The organism is Pantoea sp. X-Soil-MYKO-1785, assembly GCF_059730675.1.
Genome location: NZ_AP036000.1, coordinates 1,244,388 through 1,259,145, shown reverse-complemented (window position 1 = coordinate 1,259,145; position 14,758 = coordinate 1,244,388). Strand labels below are relative to the sequence as shown.

Here is a 14,758-nt window from a genome sequence, read left to right as displayed (position 1 = left end):
TCCTGAAATTAACCGCCAATATAAGAAAGATTTTGCGTGATGCCGGTGTTGCCCTGATGCAGAAAATGGGTCTGCTTTTTCTGCCCGAGGCTACTGGCAATGCGCGCCTGCAGTTCCGCTTGCTGATCGTCAGAGGCCAGCAGATCCCGCAGCGGCACGCCACCGTCGCCAAACAGGCAGAGGTGCAGATTGCCCTGCGCCGAGACGCGCAGACGGTTGCAGCTGGCACAAAAATCTTTGGCATAGGGCATTATCAGGCCGATCTCACCGACATAATCGGGATGGTAAAACACCTGGGCCGGGCCGTCGCTGCGGCCGCTCTCCCGCCGCTGCCAGCCCTGCGCAATCAGCTGGTCACGGATCACCGTGCCGGAGACGTGCTGCTGGCGAAACAGCGTTCCGCCGTCACCGGTTTCCATCAGTTCGATGAAGCGCAGCTGAATCGGACGGGTACGGATCCAGTCGAGGAAGGTGGCCAGATTACGGCTATTGAGATCGCGCATCAGCACGCTATTGACTTTCACCTGCTGAAAACCGGCGTCAAAGGCGGCGTCGATGCCCGCCATCACCTGATGGAATTTATCCTGACCGGTAATGGCGTGGAACTGACGGGCATCAAGGCTGTCGACGCTGACGTTCAGTGCGGTTAATCCCGCCTCACGCCACTGCTTCACGTCGCGCGCCAGCCGGTAACCGTTGGTGGTGACGGCGATATGACGCACCGAGCGGTTCTCACGCACCGCCGCGATAATGTCGGTAAAATCGCGGCGCAGCGACGGCTCGCCGCCGGTCAGCCGCACTTTTTCCGTGCCGGCCGCGGCGAAAGCCCGCGTCACGCGGCGGATTTCATCCAGAGAGAGAAAGCTTTTGTTGCGAATGCCGTGCGGCTTGTAGCCATCGGGCAGACAGTAGGTACAGCGGAAGTTACACACATCCGTGACCGACAGGCGCAGGTAATAGAACTTACGCGCGTATGCATCAGTAAATTGTGACACCAGAACACCTTTCCAGATTGGGAGATGCAGTCATTTCTTCCTGCACCCTGGTAGCTCAATGGCTACGGCCTGACTCCCCTATCCGCAGACGTAGGCAATCAGGCTAGAGTGTACGCTGACCCGTTGATCAGCGCGGTTAATCAAGATGGTAGCGCGATTTACGCGACTCTTCCATTCGCCGTTTTCGTTATATATTCTGATACATATCGAATTTTCACCGCATTTTCGCTACAGGATACGGTAAAATGCGTTTCAGATTTTGACGCAAGTCATCCGCGCGGGTTTAGCGTTTAGAGCGACGTCACGCGAGACGATGTTAAGGAGAAGTATGAATCGCACACTGGCCGACCTCGATCGCGTGGTGGCACTGGGTGGCGGACATGGCTTAGGCCGCGTGATGTCTGCCCTGTCGCCGCTCGGCTCACGCCTCACCGGCATTGTAACCACCACCGATAATGGCGGATCAACCGGCCGTATTCGCCGCTCAGAAGGCGGCATCGCCTGGGGCGATATGCGTAACTGCCTTAACCAGCTGATCGCCGAACCGAGCGTGGCTTCAGCGATGTTTGAGTATCGCTTTGCCGGGAACGGCGAACTGGCCGGACACAACCTTGGCAACCTGATGCTGAAAGCGCTCGATCACCTGAGCGTGCGTCCACTGGAAGCGATCAATATCATTCGTAACCTGCTGAAGGTCGATGCCTTTTTGATTCCGATGTCGGAGCAACCGGTGGATCTGGTGGCGCTCGATGTGGAAGGCAACATGGTTTACGGCGAAACCGCGATTGATGAGATGAAACAGCCGCCGCAGGAGATGATGTTGCATCCCAACGTCCAGCCGACGCGGGAAGCGCTGGATGCGATTGGCGAAGCGGATTTAATCCTGATCGGGCCAGGCAGCTTTTACACCAGCCTGATGCCGATTCTGCTGATGGAAGAGATGGCGCAGGCTCTGCGCCGGACGCCCGCCACCATGGTCTTTATCGGCAATCTGGGACGCGAACTCAGCCCGGCGGCAGCCAGCCTGACGGTCGCCGACAAACTGGCGATGATGGAGCGCTACATTGGCAAACGGGTAATTGACGCGATTGTGGTCAGTCCCTCCGCCGACATCAGTCAGGTGGATAACCGGCTGATCGTCCGCGAGCCGCTGGAGGCCGCCGATATCAAATATCGTCACGACCGCCAGCTGCTGCGGGTGGCGCTGGAACACGCCATTCAGGGCTTTAGCTGAGTTATGAGGTGGCAATAAACAGCGTGCGCAGCTCATGCAGCTGATCGCGCACGCTGGCCGCCTGTTCGAACTCCAGGTTCTGCGCATGTTGCTGCATCTGCCCTTCCAGCTCGTGGATCTTTTTCTGCAGGGCCTGCGGCGACAGCGCCAGGTAATCCGCTTCGGCCTCGGCCGCACCGCGACGGGCGGGTTTGGCTTTGCCCCGGGTTTTCACCACGTTGTTGCCCAGTTCCAGAATATCGGTAATTTTCTTATTCAGGCCCTGCGGCACAATGCCGTTCTCTTCATTGTACTGCTGCTGCTTCTCGCGGCGGCGTTCGGTCTCTTCAATCGCCCGCGCCATTGACGGGGTAATTTTATCGCCGTAGAGAATCGCCTTGCCGTTGATATTACGCGCCGCACGACCGATGGTCTGAATCAGTGAGCGTTCGGAGCGCAGGAAGCCCTCTTTATCCGCGTCCAGAATCGCCACCAGCGACACTTCCGGCATATCCAGCCCCTCACGCAGTAAGTTAATGCCCACCAGCACATCAAACTCACCCAGACGTAAATCGCGGATAATTTCCATGCGTTCAACGGTATCAATATCGGAGTGCAGGTAACGCACTTTCTCACCGTGCTCTTCCAGATATTCGGTCAGATCTTCCGCCATACGCTTGGTCAGCACCGTCACTAGCACACGTTCATTGATCGCCACCCGCTGACGGATCTCCGACAGCAGATCGTCGACCTGGGTCGCCACCGGACGCACTTCGAGAATCGGGTCGAGCAGCCCGGTAGGACGCACCACCTGGTCGATCACTTCGCTGCCCGATTTTTCCAGCTCATATTTACCCGGCGTGGCCGACACGTAGATAGTCTGGGGTGCCAGTGCTTCAAACTCTTCAAACTTCATCGGACGGTTATCCAGCGCCGACGGCAAACGGAAACCGTACTCCACCAGCGTCTCTTTACGCGCCCGGTCGCCTTTATACATGCCGCCAATCTGCGGGATGGTGACGTGCGATTCGTCGACCACCAGCAGGCCATCGGCTGGCAGATAGTCAAACAGCGTTGGTGGCGCTTCGCCTGGTCCGCGCCCGGAAAGATAGCGCGAATAGTTTTCGATGCCGGAGCAGTAGCCCAGCTCGCCCATCATCTCCAGGTCAAACTGGGTACGCTGGGTAATACGCTGCTCTTCCAGCAGTTTATTGTTCTCCAGCAGCACCCGACGGCGATCCGCCAGTTCCAGTTTGATATCTTCCATCGCCTGCAGAATGCGCTCACGCGGCGTCACGTAGTGCGTTTTCGGGTAGATGGTAAAGCGCGGCACCACCGAGTCAATCTGGCCGGTGAGTGGGTCAAACAGCGACAGGCGCTCTACTTCTTCGTCGAACAGTTCAACGCGCAGGGCGATATCGTCCGATTCGGCCGGGAAGATGTCGATCACTTCGCCGCGCACCCGGAACGTACCGCGCTGGAACGCCTGATCGTTGCGGGTGTACTGCAGCTCCGACAGTCGGCGCAGAATGCTGCGCTGGTCGATAATCATGCCGCGGGTCAGGTGCAGCATCATTTTCAGGTAGAGATCGGGATCGCCCAGACCGTAGATCGCCGAAACCGAGGCGACCACAATCACATCGCGCCGCTCCAGCAGCGCTTTGGTCGCCGACAGACGCATCTGCTCAATGTGTTCGTTAACCGAGGCATCCTTTTCGATAAAGGTGTCGGAGCTCGGCACATAGGCTTCCGGCTGGTAGTAGTCGTAGTAAGAGACGAAAAATTCTACTGCGTTATCCGGGAAAAACTCCTTCATTTCACCGTACAACTGCGCCGCCAGCGTTTTGTTGGGCGCTAAAACCATGGTTGGACGGTTGAGATCGGCAATCACGTTGGCGACGGTGAAGGTTTTCCCCGAGCCGGTTACGCCTAATAAGGTCTGGTGGGCCAGTCCATCTTCCAGCCCCTCTTTCAGACGACGAATCGCCTCTGGCTGATCGCCAGAAGGTTTGAAAGCGGAATTCAATTTAAAGGCTTTACTCATGAATGCAGTTCCTGCTGAAGAAGTCGGCGGGCAGCCCACTATTTTACTCTGCTATGGTGATTTTGCCAGAAAATAATACTGGATATAAAAACAGTATTAAGGCAGAGTGATCGTCACTGTCGGGATACTTTTTCACCGTCGATTGCCGCTTGCTTCATCGCACAGGCCGTTGCGCAAGGTTATCCCCAGGCGGGGATCGGATTTAACATTTGTCAATAGACCGTCACAAAATTACAGTTCGATGAACTGACAGATAATTCGCAGGCTTGTTTTTTAATAAGCAGTTGAATTTACTGACTTATGTCTAAAAGCCCAGAATCTCGACATTATGTAACCAGGCCGCGTATTTCCTCGCTTCCAACCTGTTTTCATTACCTAATGCACAAGGTTATCCACAGGAATGGTGGATAAGTGATGGCAGCCCCGCCGCCATCGGCTGTGTATAATTTTTCCCTGCCGCTCGGGTTCGCTAAAAATAATTTTTTTTCCGCTAAATTTAGCCGCTGTCGCTGCACTATTGTTCTGCTTTTTTTACCAGTTTCTTTACTCCGCCCGCTAATCCGCTACATTAGCTGCCCATTCTTAATCAGAATAGCTGCCTCGTCATCGTCCCTCTGCACCAGAAACGCCGCCCGCTGGCACTACAAAAGTGCAGCAATGTTATCACCGGTTGAAATTGATAAGCACTGCTCATCTTTTAGCGCCGCCGCACCGCGCTACTGGCTGAAAAAAGTCTGCGGTGGGATCTGGCCTGGGAATTGCAAGAATGGGTGGCGTCATCGCGCCACAAGCGCACTGTACTGCAAGGGGAGCATGCCCTTGCTGATAACTTGTTTGCCAGACGACACAGAGCGGAAGCATTCAGGCTAATGATCGGGAAGGAGAGTGTCAGATGCTGAGTTTACGTTCGGTAAATCAATTTTACGGTCAAAATCATATTCTGTGGGATGTCGATCTCGATCTGTCGCCTGGCACCTGCACCGGCGTTCTCGGCCGGCCCGGGATGGGGAAAACCACCCTGGTGAACTGCATCATGGGCAGGCTGCCGATCAACAGTGGATCGATCTCCTGGAAAGAGGATGGCTCACCGCCCGCCGACCTGCTGCTGCAACCGGCGGAGCAGCGGGCGCAGATGGGGATTGGCTATGTGCCGCAGGGTCGCCATATTTTTACCCAGATGAGCGTGGAAGATAATTTGCTGATCGCCCTGCTGGCCGGGGCAAATCAGGCTGACCGCCATCGCGCCATCCCCGAAATGGTGTTTGACCTGTTTCCGGCGCTCTATTCGCTGCGGCAGCAGCGCAGCGGCGATCTGCCGATCGATCAACAGCAGCAGCTGGCCCTGGCGCGGGCGCTGGTGTTGCAGCCTAAGCTGCTAATTCTGGATGAGCCGACCGACGGGATGTCACCGTGGCTGGAGGAGGAGATGGGGAATCTGATTCGCCGCCTGAATCTCGACTACGGCCTGACCATCCTGCTGCTGGAGCAGCGACTGTCGCTGATACGCCGCGTGGCGGACTATTTTCTGCTGTTGCATCGCGGGCGTAACGTGGCGCAGGGCAAAATGGCGCAGCTGGATGATCACACCGTCAACAAATGGCTGACGGTGGCCTGAGACTTTAGTCAGGTAAGGTCAGATACTGGCCACAGCTGTCCAGTTGCGCTGCCCCGGTCAGATACGGAATGGTGCCGAGACAGGGCGCGGGCAGTCGCTGCTGCAGGCTGGTGAGATATTCCTGATAACGGTGACCGGGCGGCACCACGGTGTTGGCGATCCAGCCAGCCAGCCGCAACCCCCGCGCCCGCACCGCATCTGCGGTCAGCATGGCGTGATTGATGCAGCCCAGTTTAACGCCAACCACCAAAATAACCGGCAGCTGTTCAGTGCTGACCCAGTCGGCATAAGTGTGCGTGGCGGATAACGGGGTGTACCAGCCGCCCGCCCCTTCGATCAGAATCCAGTCAGCCAGCGGTTCCAGCGCCGCCAGTCCGGCCGACAGCGCCTGATGGGTGATCGGCCGGCCCTCTTCGGCACTGACGATGTGCGGTGACGTGGGTTCAAGGAACGCCAGCGGATTAACCTGCTGATAGTCTAACGGCACGCTGCTGTAACGCTGCAGCGCCAGCGCGTCACTGTTGCGCAGCCCCTGCGGCGTCATTTCACAGCCGGAGGCGACAGGCTTGTAGCCGGCGCAGCGATAACCTGCGGCCCGGGCCGCCTGTAACAGTGCGCCACTGGCGACCGTTTTACCGACTTCGGTGTCGGTGCCGGTGATAAACCAGCGCTTCATGATGAACTTACTCCATAGATTAAATGATAACTGAGGCGGAAACCGTGCCGATCGCGCGGCCAATGCGCCTCCAGCTGTGCCAGCCGTTGTCGGGTCAGCAGCGGACCGTCACGTCCCTGATGCAGATGGGTGGCGCCAATCCCCTTCAGCGAACGCATAGCGCTGAGCGCATCGGGAAAATGCAGGGTGATCAGCGCTGACTCACAGCTCAGCCGGTGGGCCGCACAGGCTGCCGCGATCTGCTGCTCGCTGAGAAACCGGTTGGCGTGAGGATGTTCATCAAGATGCGACCAGGCCTGATGCACCTCCTGCAACGATCCGGCGCTCAGGGTCGAGAACAGCAGCGCGCCGTCGGGCCGCAGCACCCGCCGGAACTGGCTCAGCGCCTGTGACAGATCGTCACTCCACTGCACCGCCAGGTTGCTCCATACCAGATCAAAACCGGCATCCGCCAGCGGCAGAGCATCGATATCCCCGGCGAGGTAGTGCTGCGCCGCATCATTGGCGCGCGCCTGTTGCAGCATCTGCGGTGAAAGATCCAGTGCCGTCACCTGCTTACCACGCGCCCGCCATTGCTTGCTGTACCAGCCGGTGCCGCAACCGGCATCGAGCAGCTGCGGACCACTGCGCGCGGGGGCGCGGGCCAGCAGCGCGTCACCGCTCAGCCGCTGCAGGGCAGCATGCGCATCGTAGTGCCCGGCCGCCCGGCCAAAGGCCCGCGCCACGGCGCGTTTATCAACCTGCAGCGTCATGCAGCGCCTCCAGCAGAATGTCGATGTCATCCGGCTGATGCGCCGCCGTCAGGGTAATACGCAGCCGGGCGGTGCCGGGCGGGACAGTTGGCGGCCGGATCGCGCTGACCCAGCAGCCCGCGTCCGCCAGCCGGGCGGAGAGCGCTATCGCTTCCGCATTGCCGCCGACGATTAACGGCTGAATCGCGCTGGCGGAATCCATCAGTTGCCACGGCAACGAGGCCGCGCCGCGCCGGAAGCGCTGAATATTCTGCTGCAACCGCTGACGCAGCGCATCGCCCTGCTGCACCTGGCCGAGGGACGCCTGCAGCGCCGACGCCTGGGCGGCGGGCATGGCGGTCGAGTAGATCAGATGACGGCTGAACTGCAGGAAATAGTCGGCGGTTTGTGCATCGCACAGCAGTGCGGCTCCGCTGACGCCAAAGGCTTTGCCAAAGGTGACCACCAGCAACTCAGGCCTGACTCCCTGCTGCCAGCAACTGCCGCGCCCCTGCTCGCCTACCACGCCGATACCGTGCGCATCGTCTACCAGCAGCCAGCCCCCGGCCTGCCGGGTCTGGGTCGCTATCGCCGCCAGCGGCGCACTGTCGCCATCCATGCTGAAAATGCCCTCGGTTACCACCAGCGTTTCACCGCTGCAGGGCGAGGACAGCCGCGCCGCCAGACTCGCCGGGCTGTTGTGTGTAAAACGGCGCAGCTGCGCCGGGCTGTGGCTGGCGGCATCCAGCAGCGAAGCGTGGGTTAACTTATCCGCCAGGATGCGATCGTCAGCCTCTGCCAGCAGATGGATCACTGCCTGATTGGCGGCAAAACCAGAGATAAATAGCAGCGCCCGGTCATAACCGAGCCAGTCCGCCAGCTGCGCTTCCAGCTCCGCATGCTGCCGGTGATAACCGGTGACGTGACCGGATGCACCGGCCCCGGCTCCCGCCTGCTCTGCGCCGCGCTGCCAGCCGGCAATCACCGCCGGATGCTGCGTTAAACCGAGGTAGTCGTTGCTGGAAAAGTGGCGATAGGTCCGTCCGCCACTCTGCAACGTGCGGGTGGTCTGGTGATCGATCACCGGTCGCTGCCGCCAGCCATCGGCCGCCCGCCGCTGCGCGAGCGCCTGCTGCAGTCGTTGCTGCCAGCTCATTACAGCGCCGCGTTGTAGAACTGTTCAGTGTCGGCGTGCAGCAGTTGTTCACTAAGCTGCTGCTGTTGCTGATGATCGCCGTGGTCGGTATGGCTGTGCTGCGGATTCAGGCCCAGCTTACGGAACAGCACCCGATCTTTATCCTCTTCCGGGTTTGGCGTAGTCAGCAATTTGCAACCGTAGAAAATCGAGTTAGCACCGGCCATAAAGCACATCGCCTGGGTCTGCTCGCTCATCTGCTCACGGCCCGCCGACAGCCGGACGTGCGAGGTCGGCATCATGATGCGCGCCACCGCGATGGTGCGGATAAAATCGAACGGCTCCACGTCATCGTTATCCGCCAGCGGCGTCCCTTTGACCTTTACCAGCATGTTGATCGGCACGCTTTCCGGCGGCGTCGGCAGATTGGCTAACTGCACCAGCAGTCCAGCGCGATCGTTGACCGTTTCCCCCAGCCCGACGATGCCGCCAGAGCAGACTTTAATGCCGGCATCACGCACTTTGCCGAGCGTATCAAGCCGTTCCTGATAGCTACGGGTGGTGATGATGCTGCCGTAAAATTCCGGCGAGGTATCGAGGTTATGGTTATAAAAATCGAGGCCGGCACCGGCCAGTTGCTGTGCCTGCCGATCGCTGAGCGTACCCAGCGTCATACAGGTTTCCATCCCCATCGCCTTGACCCCTTCAACCATTTTTTCCAGGTAAGGCATGTCGCGATCATGGGGGTTTTTCCAGGCGGCACCCATGCAGAAACGGGTGGAGCCTGCCGCTTTGGCCTGCCGGGCCGAGGCCAGCACCTCTTCGACCTCCATCAGACGTTCCGATTCCAGACCGGTTTTGTAGCGCGCGCTCTGCGGGCAGTATTTGCAGTCTTCCGGGCAGGCACCGGTTTTGATCGACAACAGAGTGCTGACCTGCACCTGGCGCGGATCGAAGTGCTGACGGTGCACCCGCTGCGCTTCAAACATCAGTTCAAGAAAAGGTTGATCAAACAGGGCCTGAGCCTGTGCGACTGTCCAGCGTTGTGCCATTACGTGCTCCAAAAAAAGGGTGTCATCCCGACGATTAACGTGGTTATACTTGTAAACTATATTTTTTTATTTTGGTTTACAACTCCGGTTTACGACGCTCATGTTCACTTCTGAAGACGCCCGCTTTGATCGCCAGCACCTCTGGCATCCCTACACTTCGATGCAAAATCCTCTGCCCTGTTATCCGGTGGTTGCTGCACACGGTTTCCAGCTGCAACTGGCCGATGGCCGTGAGCTGGTCGACGGCATGTCCTCGTGGTGGGCGGCGATCCACGGCTACAACCATCCGCGACTGAACCGGGCGCTGACCCAGCAGATGACGCTGATGTCGCACGTGATGTTTGGCGGCATAACCCATCCCGCTGCCGTGGCGCTCTGTCGTCAGCTACTGACCATGACGCCCGCGGCGCTGGAGTGCGTCTTCCTCGCCGATTCCGGCTCGGTCGCAGTAGAAGTGTCGATGAAGATGGCGCTGCAATACTGGCTGGGACGCGGAGAAGTCCGTCAGCAGTTCCTGACGCTGAAGCGCGGCTATCACGGCGATACGTTTGCGGCGATGTCGGTGTGCGATCCGGATAATTCGATGCACAGCCTGTGGCGCGGTTACCTGCCTGAACATCACTTTGCCGAGGCGCCGGCCTGTGGTTTTGACGACCGGTGGGATGAGCGCGACTTCGACGATTTTGCCCGCCTGCTGGAGCAGCATCATCAGCAGCTGGCCGCGGTAATTCTTGAGCCGATTGTGCAGGGCGCAGGCGGGATGCGTTTCTACCATCCGCGCTATCTGCAGCGGGTGCGAGAAGCGTGCGATCGCTACGGGCTGTTGCTGATTGCCGATGAGATCGCCAGCGGCTTTGGCCGCACCGGCAAACTGTTTGCCTGTGAACATGCCGGTATTACGCCCGATATTATGTGTGTTGGCAAAGCACTGACCGGCGGGACCCTGACGCTGGCGGCCACCCTGACCACCCGTGAGGTGGCGGACACCATCAGCCGCAGTCCGGCCGGCTGTTTTATGCACGGCCCGACCTTTATGGGCAATCCGCTGGCCTGCGCGGTGGCGGTCGAAAGCCTGACGATGCTGGCCGAAGGCGAGTGGCAAAGCCAGGTGGCCGCTATCGAACAGCAGTTGCGGGCGGAACTGTTGCCGCTGCGCAGCGCGCCGCAGGTGGCGGATGTGCGGGTGCTGGGGGCGATTGGCGTGGTCGAAACCCATCGGGCGGTCAACATGGCGGCGCTGCAGCAGTTCTTCGTTGAGCAGGGCGTATGGATAAGACCGTTTGGCCGGCTGATCTATCTGATGCCGCCGTACATCATCACGCCGCAGGCGCTGAGCAAACTGGTGCAGGCGATTGCGGCAGCGCTTGAGCATTCTTCACATTTTGCCGACTGAAGTGGGCTAAGCGCTGGAACTGGCTGCGCGTTTAGTTATGATGACAGGCTATTCATCGACACGTGAGGAGAGGCAATGCGCGTTTATAGTCAGGATTTTAACGACGGCGATAAGATGCCTGAGAAGCATGTTTTCAACGGCATGGGCTATCAGGGCGAGAATATCTCTCCCCATCTGGCCTGGGAAGCGGCTCCGGAAGGCACCAAAAGTTTTGTGGTGACCTGCTACGATCCCGACGCGCCAACCGGCTCCGGCTGGTGGCACTGGCTGGTTGCCAATATTCCGGCCTCCACCACCTCTCTGCCGCAGGGCGCGGGTTCCGGCAAAGCCGAACTGCCTTCAGGAGCGCTACAGACCCGCACTGATTTTGGTCAGGCTGGCTACGGTGGCGCGGCACCGCCGCAGGGGGAAACCCATCGCTACATTTTCACCGTGCATGCGCTGGATGTGGACAAGATTGAGGTGGATGAAGGCGCGAGTGGCGCAATGGTCGGCTTTAACGTCCATTTTCACGCGCTGGCGAGCGCGTCACTGACCGTGAACTATCAATAATCCCGCCACGCCTCCCCGTACGGGGAGGCGTGCGAAGCTGCGTTATGCCTGCAGCTGATGCACTACTACCCACATTGGTCCCTGTCCGACCGCATAACGTCCCAGCGGTTGTAACAGCCCTTGCGGTTCGGTAATGCGATAGACTTCGATGTGATGAGACTTCTGCCCCGCCGCCACCAGATACTGTCCGCTGTGATCGATATTAAAGCCGCGCGGCTGAGTTTCGGTCGGCTGGAAACCTTGCAGCGTCAGCTGATCACCCTGTTCGCTGACGCTGAACACCGCCAGCGTGCTGCTGGTGCGGTCGCAGGCGTAGAGGAAGCGGCCATCGGGCGTCAGATGAATATCCGCGGCCCAGCGGGTGCCGCTGAAGTCAGGCGGCATCATATCCAGCGTCTGCACGCTTGCCACGTTGCCTTCATTTAACGCCCAGACGTCAACCGTGCTGTCGAGTTCATTCACACAGTAGGCGTAACGACCGTTGGGATGGAACTGCATGTGGCGCGGACCGGCGCCTTCGACGGTGGTAACCTGCGCCTGCGGACGCGGCGTCAGCTGGCCGTCATCACCCAATGCGAACAGGCAGATGCGATCCTGCTTCAGGGCCGGCACGTAGAGCGTCTGGTTAGCATTATCAATATTGGCTGAGTGGCACCCTTCCAGTCCGTGGATCACCTGCAGCGGTGCCTGTGGCACGCCATCTTCGCCAATCGGGCTGACGCTGACGCAGGCGTCATTGTAGGAGCCACAGAACAGGAATTTACCGCTGCGATCGGTGGAAATATGGGTCGGGCTGCCCGGCAGCGGTGCCTGGCCAGCTTCGGTCAGGGTGCCATCAGCCGCGATGCGAAACGCCAGCACGCGAAAATTGGGGCGCACGCCGACATAGAGAAAATCGCGGTTCGGACTCACCACCATTGGCTGAACCTGGCCGGCGACATCGGTCACCTGAAGCAACGTCAGCGCCCCCTCTTCATTCATTTGCCAGACGTGAATCTGCTGGCTCTCGGGACTGGCGGTGTAGACAACTTGTTTCATGCATTCTCCTTTTTGGCTGCCTGATGATGATCTGTGAGTCACTGTAGCGCGTTTTAGCCATGCTGGAATCATTTGTGCCCGGTTTTTTGTCTCACAAGGGCAGTCAGGTGTAGACTTGGGGCTTCGCTAACCTACCCCAACGGAAGGATTAATGAGCTACCGTGTCATTGCCCTCGATCTCGACGGCACGCTGTTAACACCCGCAAAAACCATTCTGCCGCAGTCAGTCGAGGCGCTAAAGAAGGCGCGTCAGGCGGGCATTCACGTCGCTATCGTGACCGGACGCCATCACTGCGCCATCCATCCTTTTTATCAGGCATTAGAACTCAATACGCCAGCCATCTGCTGTAACGGCACTTATTTGTATGATTACCAAAACAAAAAGGTGCTGGCGGCCGATCCGCTTGATACTCAGCTGGCGCTGCAGGTGATTGAGATGCTGGATCAGCAGCGGATTCATGGGTTGCTGTATGTCGATGATGCCATGCTGTATCAGACCCCGACCGGCCATGTTACTCGCACCCTCAACTGGGCCGAATCTCTGCCGCCGCACCAGCGTCCGCTGTTCAGGCAGGTGCCCGATTTAGCCGAGGCCGCACGCGAGGCGGGTGCCATCTGGAAATTCGCCCTGTCGCATCCCAACATTCCTGAGTTGCAGCAGTTTGCCAGCCGGGTCGAGGCGAAACTGGGCCTGGCCTGCGAATGGTCGTGGCACGATCAGGTCGATATCGCCAAAGGCGGCAACAGCAAAGGCAAGCGTCTGGCGCAGTGGGTCGACTCGCTGGGACTGAGCATGTCAGATGTGATCGCGTTCGGGGATAACTACAACGATCTCAGCATGCTGGAAACCGCCGGTCTGGGCGTGGCGATGGGCAATGCCGATGAGGCGATCAAAGCGCGCGCCAAAAAAGTGATCGGCACCAACCTCGAAACCGGCATTGCCGAGACGCTCTATCAGTACGTGCTGTAATCAGGGCGTGACCGAGACGCTTTTAATCTGGGCATAGAGCCACTGATCCGGCCGAATGCCCAGCTCATCACGCGCCCACGGCGTAATGCGCGCCCGGCATTGACCCAATGAAGAGGGTCTGTTTCATTTAATGCGTTGAGAAGCAAAAAGCAAATTTTAACGCAGGGATAAAAAATAGATAACGCAACATGACTCTGAGGAGGGTCTGTATACATTAAAGCCTTTTTTAATCTTTTATAAAATGAGCGCTGCACTTTATTATTCATTCTTAACTTTTCAAAACCTGGCATTGATATAAACCAATATGACATAAACAATCATTAAAGCTGACTCCAGCATTGATGACGGAAAAGATATCAAAAAAACAGTGCTGCCATAAGAGTGATATAAAGCTATTTGATATCAGGCCGCCCACCATTTTCAATCAAACAACGCTAAAGCTTATCTTTCACCTGCCGATAACCCTTATTTATCTGTAGGTATGAGATATGTTTAAAAAAATATTCAACAAGGCTCTGCTTTTATTATCATTGATGCTCACGGGTTGTACATCGTTACAGGTTGGTCATTTAACCCGCTATGCCAGTGATGTGCATTATTATTCTTTCCTGGATGGCTCAATCGTTGCTCCCTACGCACCTAAAGTTTACCCCATGAAAGTTCCGGACGACCTCTCCTTTGTACAATTTGTCGTTGACCTGGGCTACGACTATGTTGCGCTTCCCTTTATCTATACAGATAGTCGAATCACGGAAAATACCGCCCCCTTTTATGAATTTCTGGAGTGGTCTAAACAACCCTTTATTCAGCGTCAGGAAACAAAGCAAAAGGTCATTGGTGGACGTTACAATGATATTCTGGAATACGGTGAAGAGAATGATCTGAAAACACAAGAGCCAGTATTTTTAGTCGTGCGTCATTTTGGATATTTCTTCCGTGATGCCGTATTTGCACTGACCGTACCTGAAGTCGAAAATCTTTTATCAGAAGTATATAGTGTTAAATACTGCAAAGAGCATGGATTGAAGTTATAGCCGATTCTGGAACATATAGCGCTATTGACCACGCTGCTCTGTCACCCGAATCAAACGCTTCTTTGATTGATGCATAGTGATGTCATCCAGGCCAGCCAAACAGAAGCACGGTGAAAGCCATTTTATAGGGCGTTGCCCTGAACCACAGAAAGTGTTGCAGAATCCCTCTGGTAACGGTTCAGGGCCACCAAAAGGCTTCAAATTTTAATTTTGCTTAAACTTCTGGGAGATATCACCCTTCCTGACAGGGAATTGAATATCAATACTCATCAGATTATTGATGTCGGCTTTCCACTTCTTCTCTTCACGA

The 14,758-nt window shown here is 57.4% G+C and carries 13 protein-coding genes, 1 pseudogene and 1 riboswitch; of the genes and pseudogenes, 6 read left to right on the top strand and 8 right to left on the bottom strand.

Annotation, left to right across the window (positions count from 1 at the left end; translation table 11 throughout):
- Positions 1-8 precede the first annotated feature (8 nt).
- Positions 9-995, bottom strand: coding sequence for a GTP 3',8-cyclase MoaA (gene moaA / locus AC6I8D_RS05870; protein WP_312052940.1), 987 nt, complete (start codon positions 993-995; stop codon positions 9-11).
- A riboswitch (molybdenum cofactor riboswitch) is annotated at positions 985-1,118 on the bottom strand. (Overlaps the previous gene by 11 nt.)
- Before the next feature lie 205 nt (positions 1,119-1,323).
- Here moaA and AC6I8D_RS05865 point away from each other — a divergent pair.
- Positions 1,324-2,229, top strand: coding sequence for a gluconeogenesis factor YvcK family protein (locus tag AC6I8D_RS05865; protein WP_031377430.1), 906 nt, complete (start codon positions 1,324-1,326; stop codon positions 2,227-2,229).
- A gap of 1 nt (position 2,230) precedes the next feature.
- On the opposite strand, the gene uvrB is transcribed toward AC6I8D_RS05865, so the two are convergent.
- Positions 2,231-4,252, bottom strand: coding sequence for an excinuclease ABC subunit UvrB (uvrB, locus tag AC6I8D_RS05860; protein ID WP_312052941.1), 2,022 nt, complete (start codon positions 4,250-4,252; stop codon positions 2,231-2,233).
- Positions 4,253-5,144: 892 nt separating this feature from the next.
- Here uvrB and AC6I8D_RS05855 point away from each other — a divergent pair.
- Positions 5,145-5,867: an ABC transporter ATP-binding protein gene (locus tag AC6I8D_RS05855; protein WP_031377433.1), complete on the top strand. Its 723-nt coding sequence runs from the start codon at positions 5,145-5,147 to the stop codon at positions 5,865-5,867.
- Positions 5,868-5,871: 4 nt separating this feature from the next.
- On the opposite strand, the gene bioD is transcribed toward AC6I8D_RS05855, so the two are convergent.
- Genes bioD through bioB form a run of 4 tightly spaced genes read right to left on the bottom strand, consistent with a single transcriptional unit; the run spans position 5,872 to position 9,461 of the window.
- Positions 5,872-6,543, bottom strand: coding sequence for a dethiobiotin synthase (gene bioD / locus AC6I8D_RS05850; protein WP_497819780.1), 672 nt, complete (start codon positions 6,541-6,543; stop codon positions 5,872-5,874).
- Positions 6,540-7,295: a malonyl-ACP O-methyltransferase BioC gene (gene bioC, locus AC6I8D_RS05845; RefSeq protein WP_497819779.1), complete on the bottom strand. Its 756-nt coding sequence runs from the start codon at positions 7,293-7,295 to the stop codon at positions 6,540-6,542. The genes bioD and bioC overlap by 4 nt, the downstream gene beginning before the upstream one ends.
- The gene (gene bioF / locus AC6I8D_RS05840; protein ID WP_497819778.1) at positions 7,279-8,430 is read right to left on the bottom strand and encodes an 8-amino-7-oxononanoate synthase; all 1,152 of its coding nucleotides are present in this window, start codon (positions 8,428-8,430) and stop codon (positions 7,279-7,281) included. The genes bioC and bioF overlap by 17 nt, the downstream gene beginning before the upstream one ends.
- Positions 8,430-9,461: a biotin synthase BioB gene (gene bioB, locus AC6I8D_RS05835; RefSeq protein WP_312052947.1), complete on the bottom strand. Its 1,032-nt coding sequence runs from the start codon at positions 9,459-9,461 to the stop codon at positions 8,430-8,432. Before bioB ends, bioF begins: the two co-directional genes overlap by 1 nt.
- A 100-nt stretch (positions 9,462-9,561) precedes the next feature.
- Here bioB and bioA point away from each other — a divergent pair, with 100 nt between their 5' ends.
- Both bioA and AC6I8D_RS05825 read left to right on the top strand, forming a co-directional pair.
- On the top strand, positions 9,562-10,854 hold the full coding sequence (gene bioA, locus AC6I8D_RS05830; RefSeq protein ID WP_497819777.1) for an adenosylmethionine--8-amino-7-oxononanoate transaminase: 1,293 nt from the start codon (positions 9,562-9,564) through the stop codon (positions 10,852-10,854).
- A 75-nt stretch (positions 10,855-10,929) separates the two neighbouring features.
- Positions 10,930-11,406, top strand: a complete 477-nt coding sequence (locus AC6I8D_RS05825; RefSeq protein WP_497819776.1) for a kinase inhibitor — start codon at positions 10,930-10,932, stop codon at positions 11,404-11,406.
- Between the two features lie 42 nt (positions 11,407-11,448).
- Here AC6I8D_RS05825 and pgl read toward each other — a convergent pair whose 3' ends face one another.
- Positions 11,449-12,444: a 6-phosphogluconolactonase gene (pgl, locus tag AC6I8D_RS05820; RefSeq protein WP_497819775.1), complete on the bottom strand. Its 996-nt coding sequence runs from the start codon at positions 12,442-12,444 to the stop codon at positions 11,449-11,451.
- A 151-nt stretch (positions 12,445-12,595) separates the two neighbouring features.
- Here pgl and AC6I8D_RS05815 point away from each other — a divergent pair, with 151 nt between their 5' ends.
- Positions 12,596-13,414: a pyridoxal phosphatase gene (locus tag AC6I8D_RS05815; protein ID WP_312052954.1), complete on the top strand. Its 819-nt coding sequence runs from the start codon at positions 12,596-12,598 to the stop codon at positions 13,412-13,414.
- Here AC6I8D_RS05815 and AC6I8D_RS05810 read toward each other — a convergent pair.
- A pseudogene (locus AC6I8D_RS05810) lies at positions 13,415-13,507 on the bottom strand (TOBE domain-containing protein); the annotation flags it as partial.
- 395 nt (positions 13,508-13,902) lie between these two features.
- On the opposite strand from AC6I8D_RS05810, the gene AC6I8D_RS05805 reads away from it, so the two are divergent.
- A complete protein-coding gene (locus tag AC6I8D_RS05805) occupies positions 13,903-14,448 on the top strand; it encodes a hypothetical protein (RefSeq protein ID WP_031376844.1) in 546 nt (181 codons plus the stop codon).
- The last annotated feature ends 310 nt before the right edge of the window (positions 14,449-14,758 follow it).

Excerpts from the sequence above, each read along its gene's own strand:
- AC6I8D_RS05865 (WP_031377430.1), top strand. The coding sequence starts at position 1,324 with ATGAATCGCACACTGGCCGACCTCGATCGCGTGGTGGCACTGGGTGGC.
- uvrB (WP_312052941.1), bottom strand. The coding sequence starts at position 4,252 with ATGAGTAAAGCCTTTAAATTGAATTCCGCTTTCAAACCTTCTGGCGAT.
- AC6I8D_RS05855 (WP_031377433.1), top strand. The coding sequence starts at position 5,145 with ATGCTGAGTTTACGTTCGGTAAATCAATTTTACGGTCAAAATCATATT.
- bioD (WP_497819780.1), bottom strand. The coding sequence starts at position 6,543 with ATGAAGCGCTGGTTTATCACCGGCACCGACACCGAAGTCGGTAAAACG.
- bioC (WP_497819779.1), bottom strand. The coding sequence starts at position 7,295 with ATGACGCTGCAGGTTGATAAACGCGCCGTGGCGCGGGCCTTTGGCCGG.
- bioF (WP_497819778.1), bottom strand. The coding sequence starts at position 8,430 with ATGAGCTGGCAGCAACGACTGCAGCAGGCGCTCGCGCAGCGGCGGGCG.
- bioB (WP_312052947.1), bottom strand. The coding sequence starts at position 9,461 with ATGGCACAACGCTGGACAGTCGCACAGGCTCAGGCCCTGTTTGATCAA.
- bioA (WP_497819777.1), top strand. The coding sequence starts at position 9,562 with ATGTTCACTTCTGAAGACGCCCGCTTTGATCGCCAGCACCTCTGGCAT.
- AC6I8D_RS05825 (WP_497819776.1), top strand. The coding sequence starts at position 10,930 with ATGCGCGTTTATAGTCAGGATTTTAACGACGGCGATAAGATGCCTGAG.
- pgl (WP_497819775.1), bottom strand. The coding sequence starts at position 12,444 with ATGAAACAAGTTGTCTACACCGCCAGTCCCGAGAGCCAGCAGATTCAC.
- AC6I8D_RS05815 (WP_312052954.1), top strand. The coding sequence starts at position 12,596 with ATGAGCTACCGTGTCATTGCCCTCGATCTCGACGGCACGCTGTTAACA.
- AC6I8D_RS05805 (WP_031376844.1), top strand. The coding sequence starts at position 13,903 with ATGTTTAAAAAAATATTCAACAAGGCTCTGCTTTTATTATCATTGATG.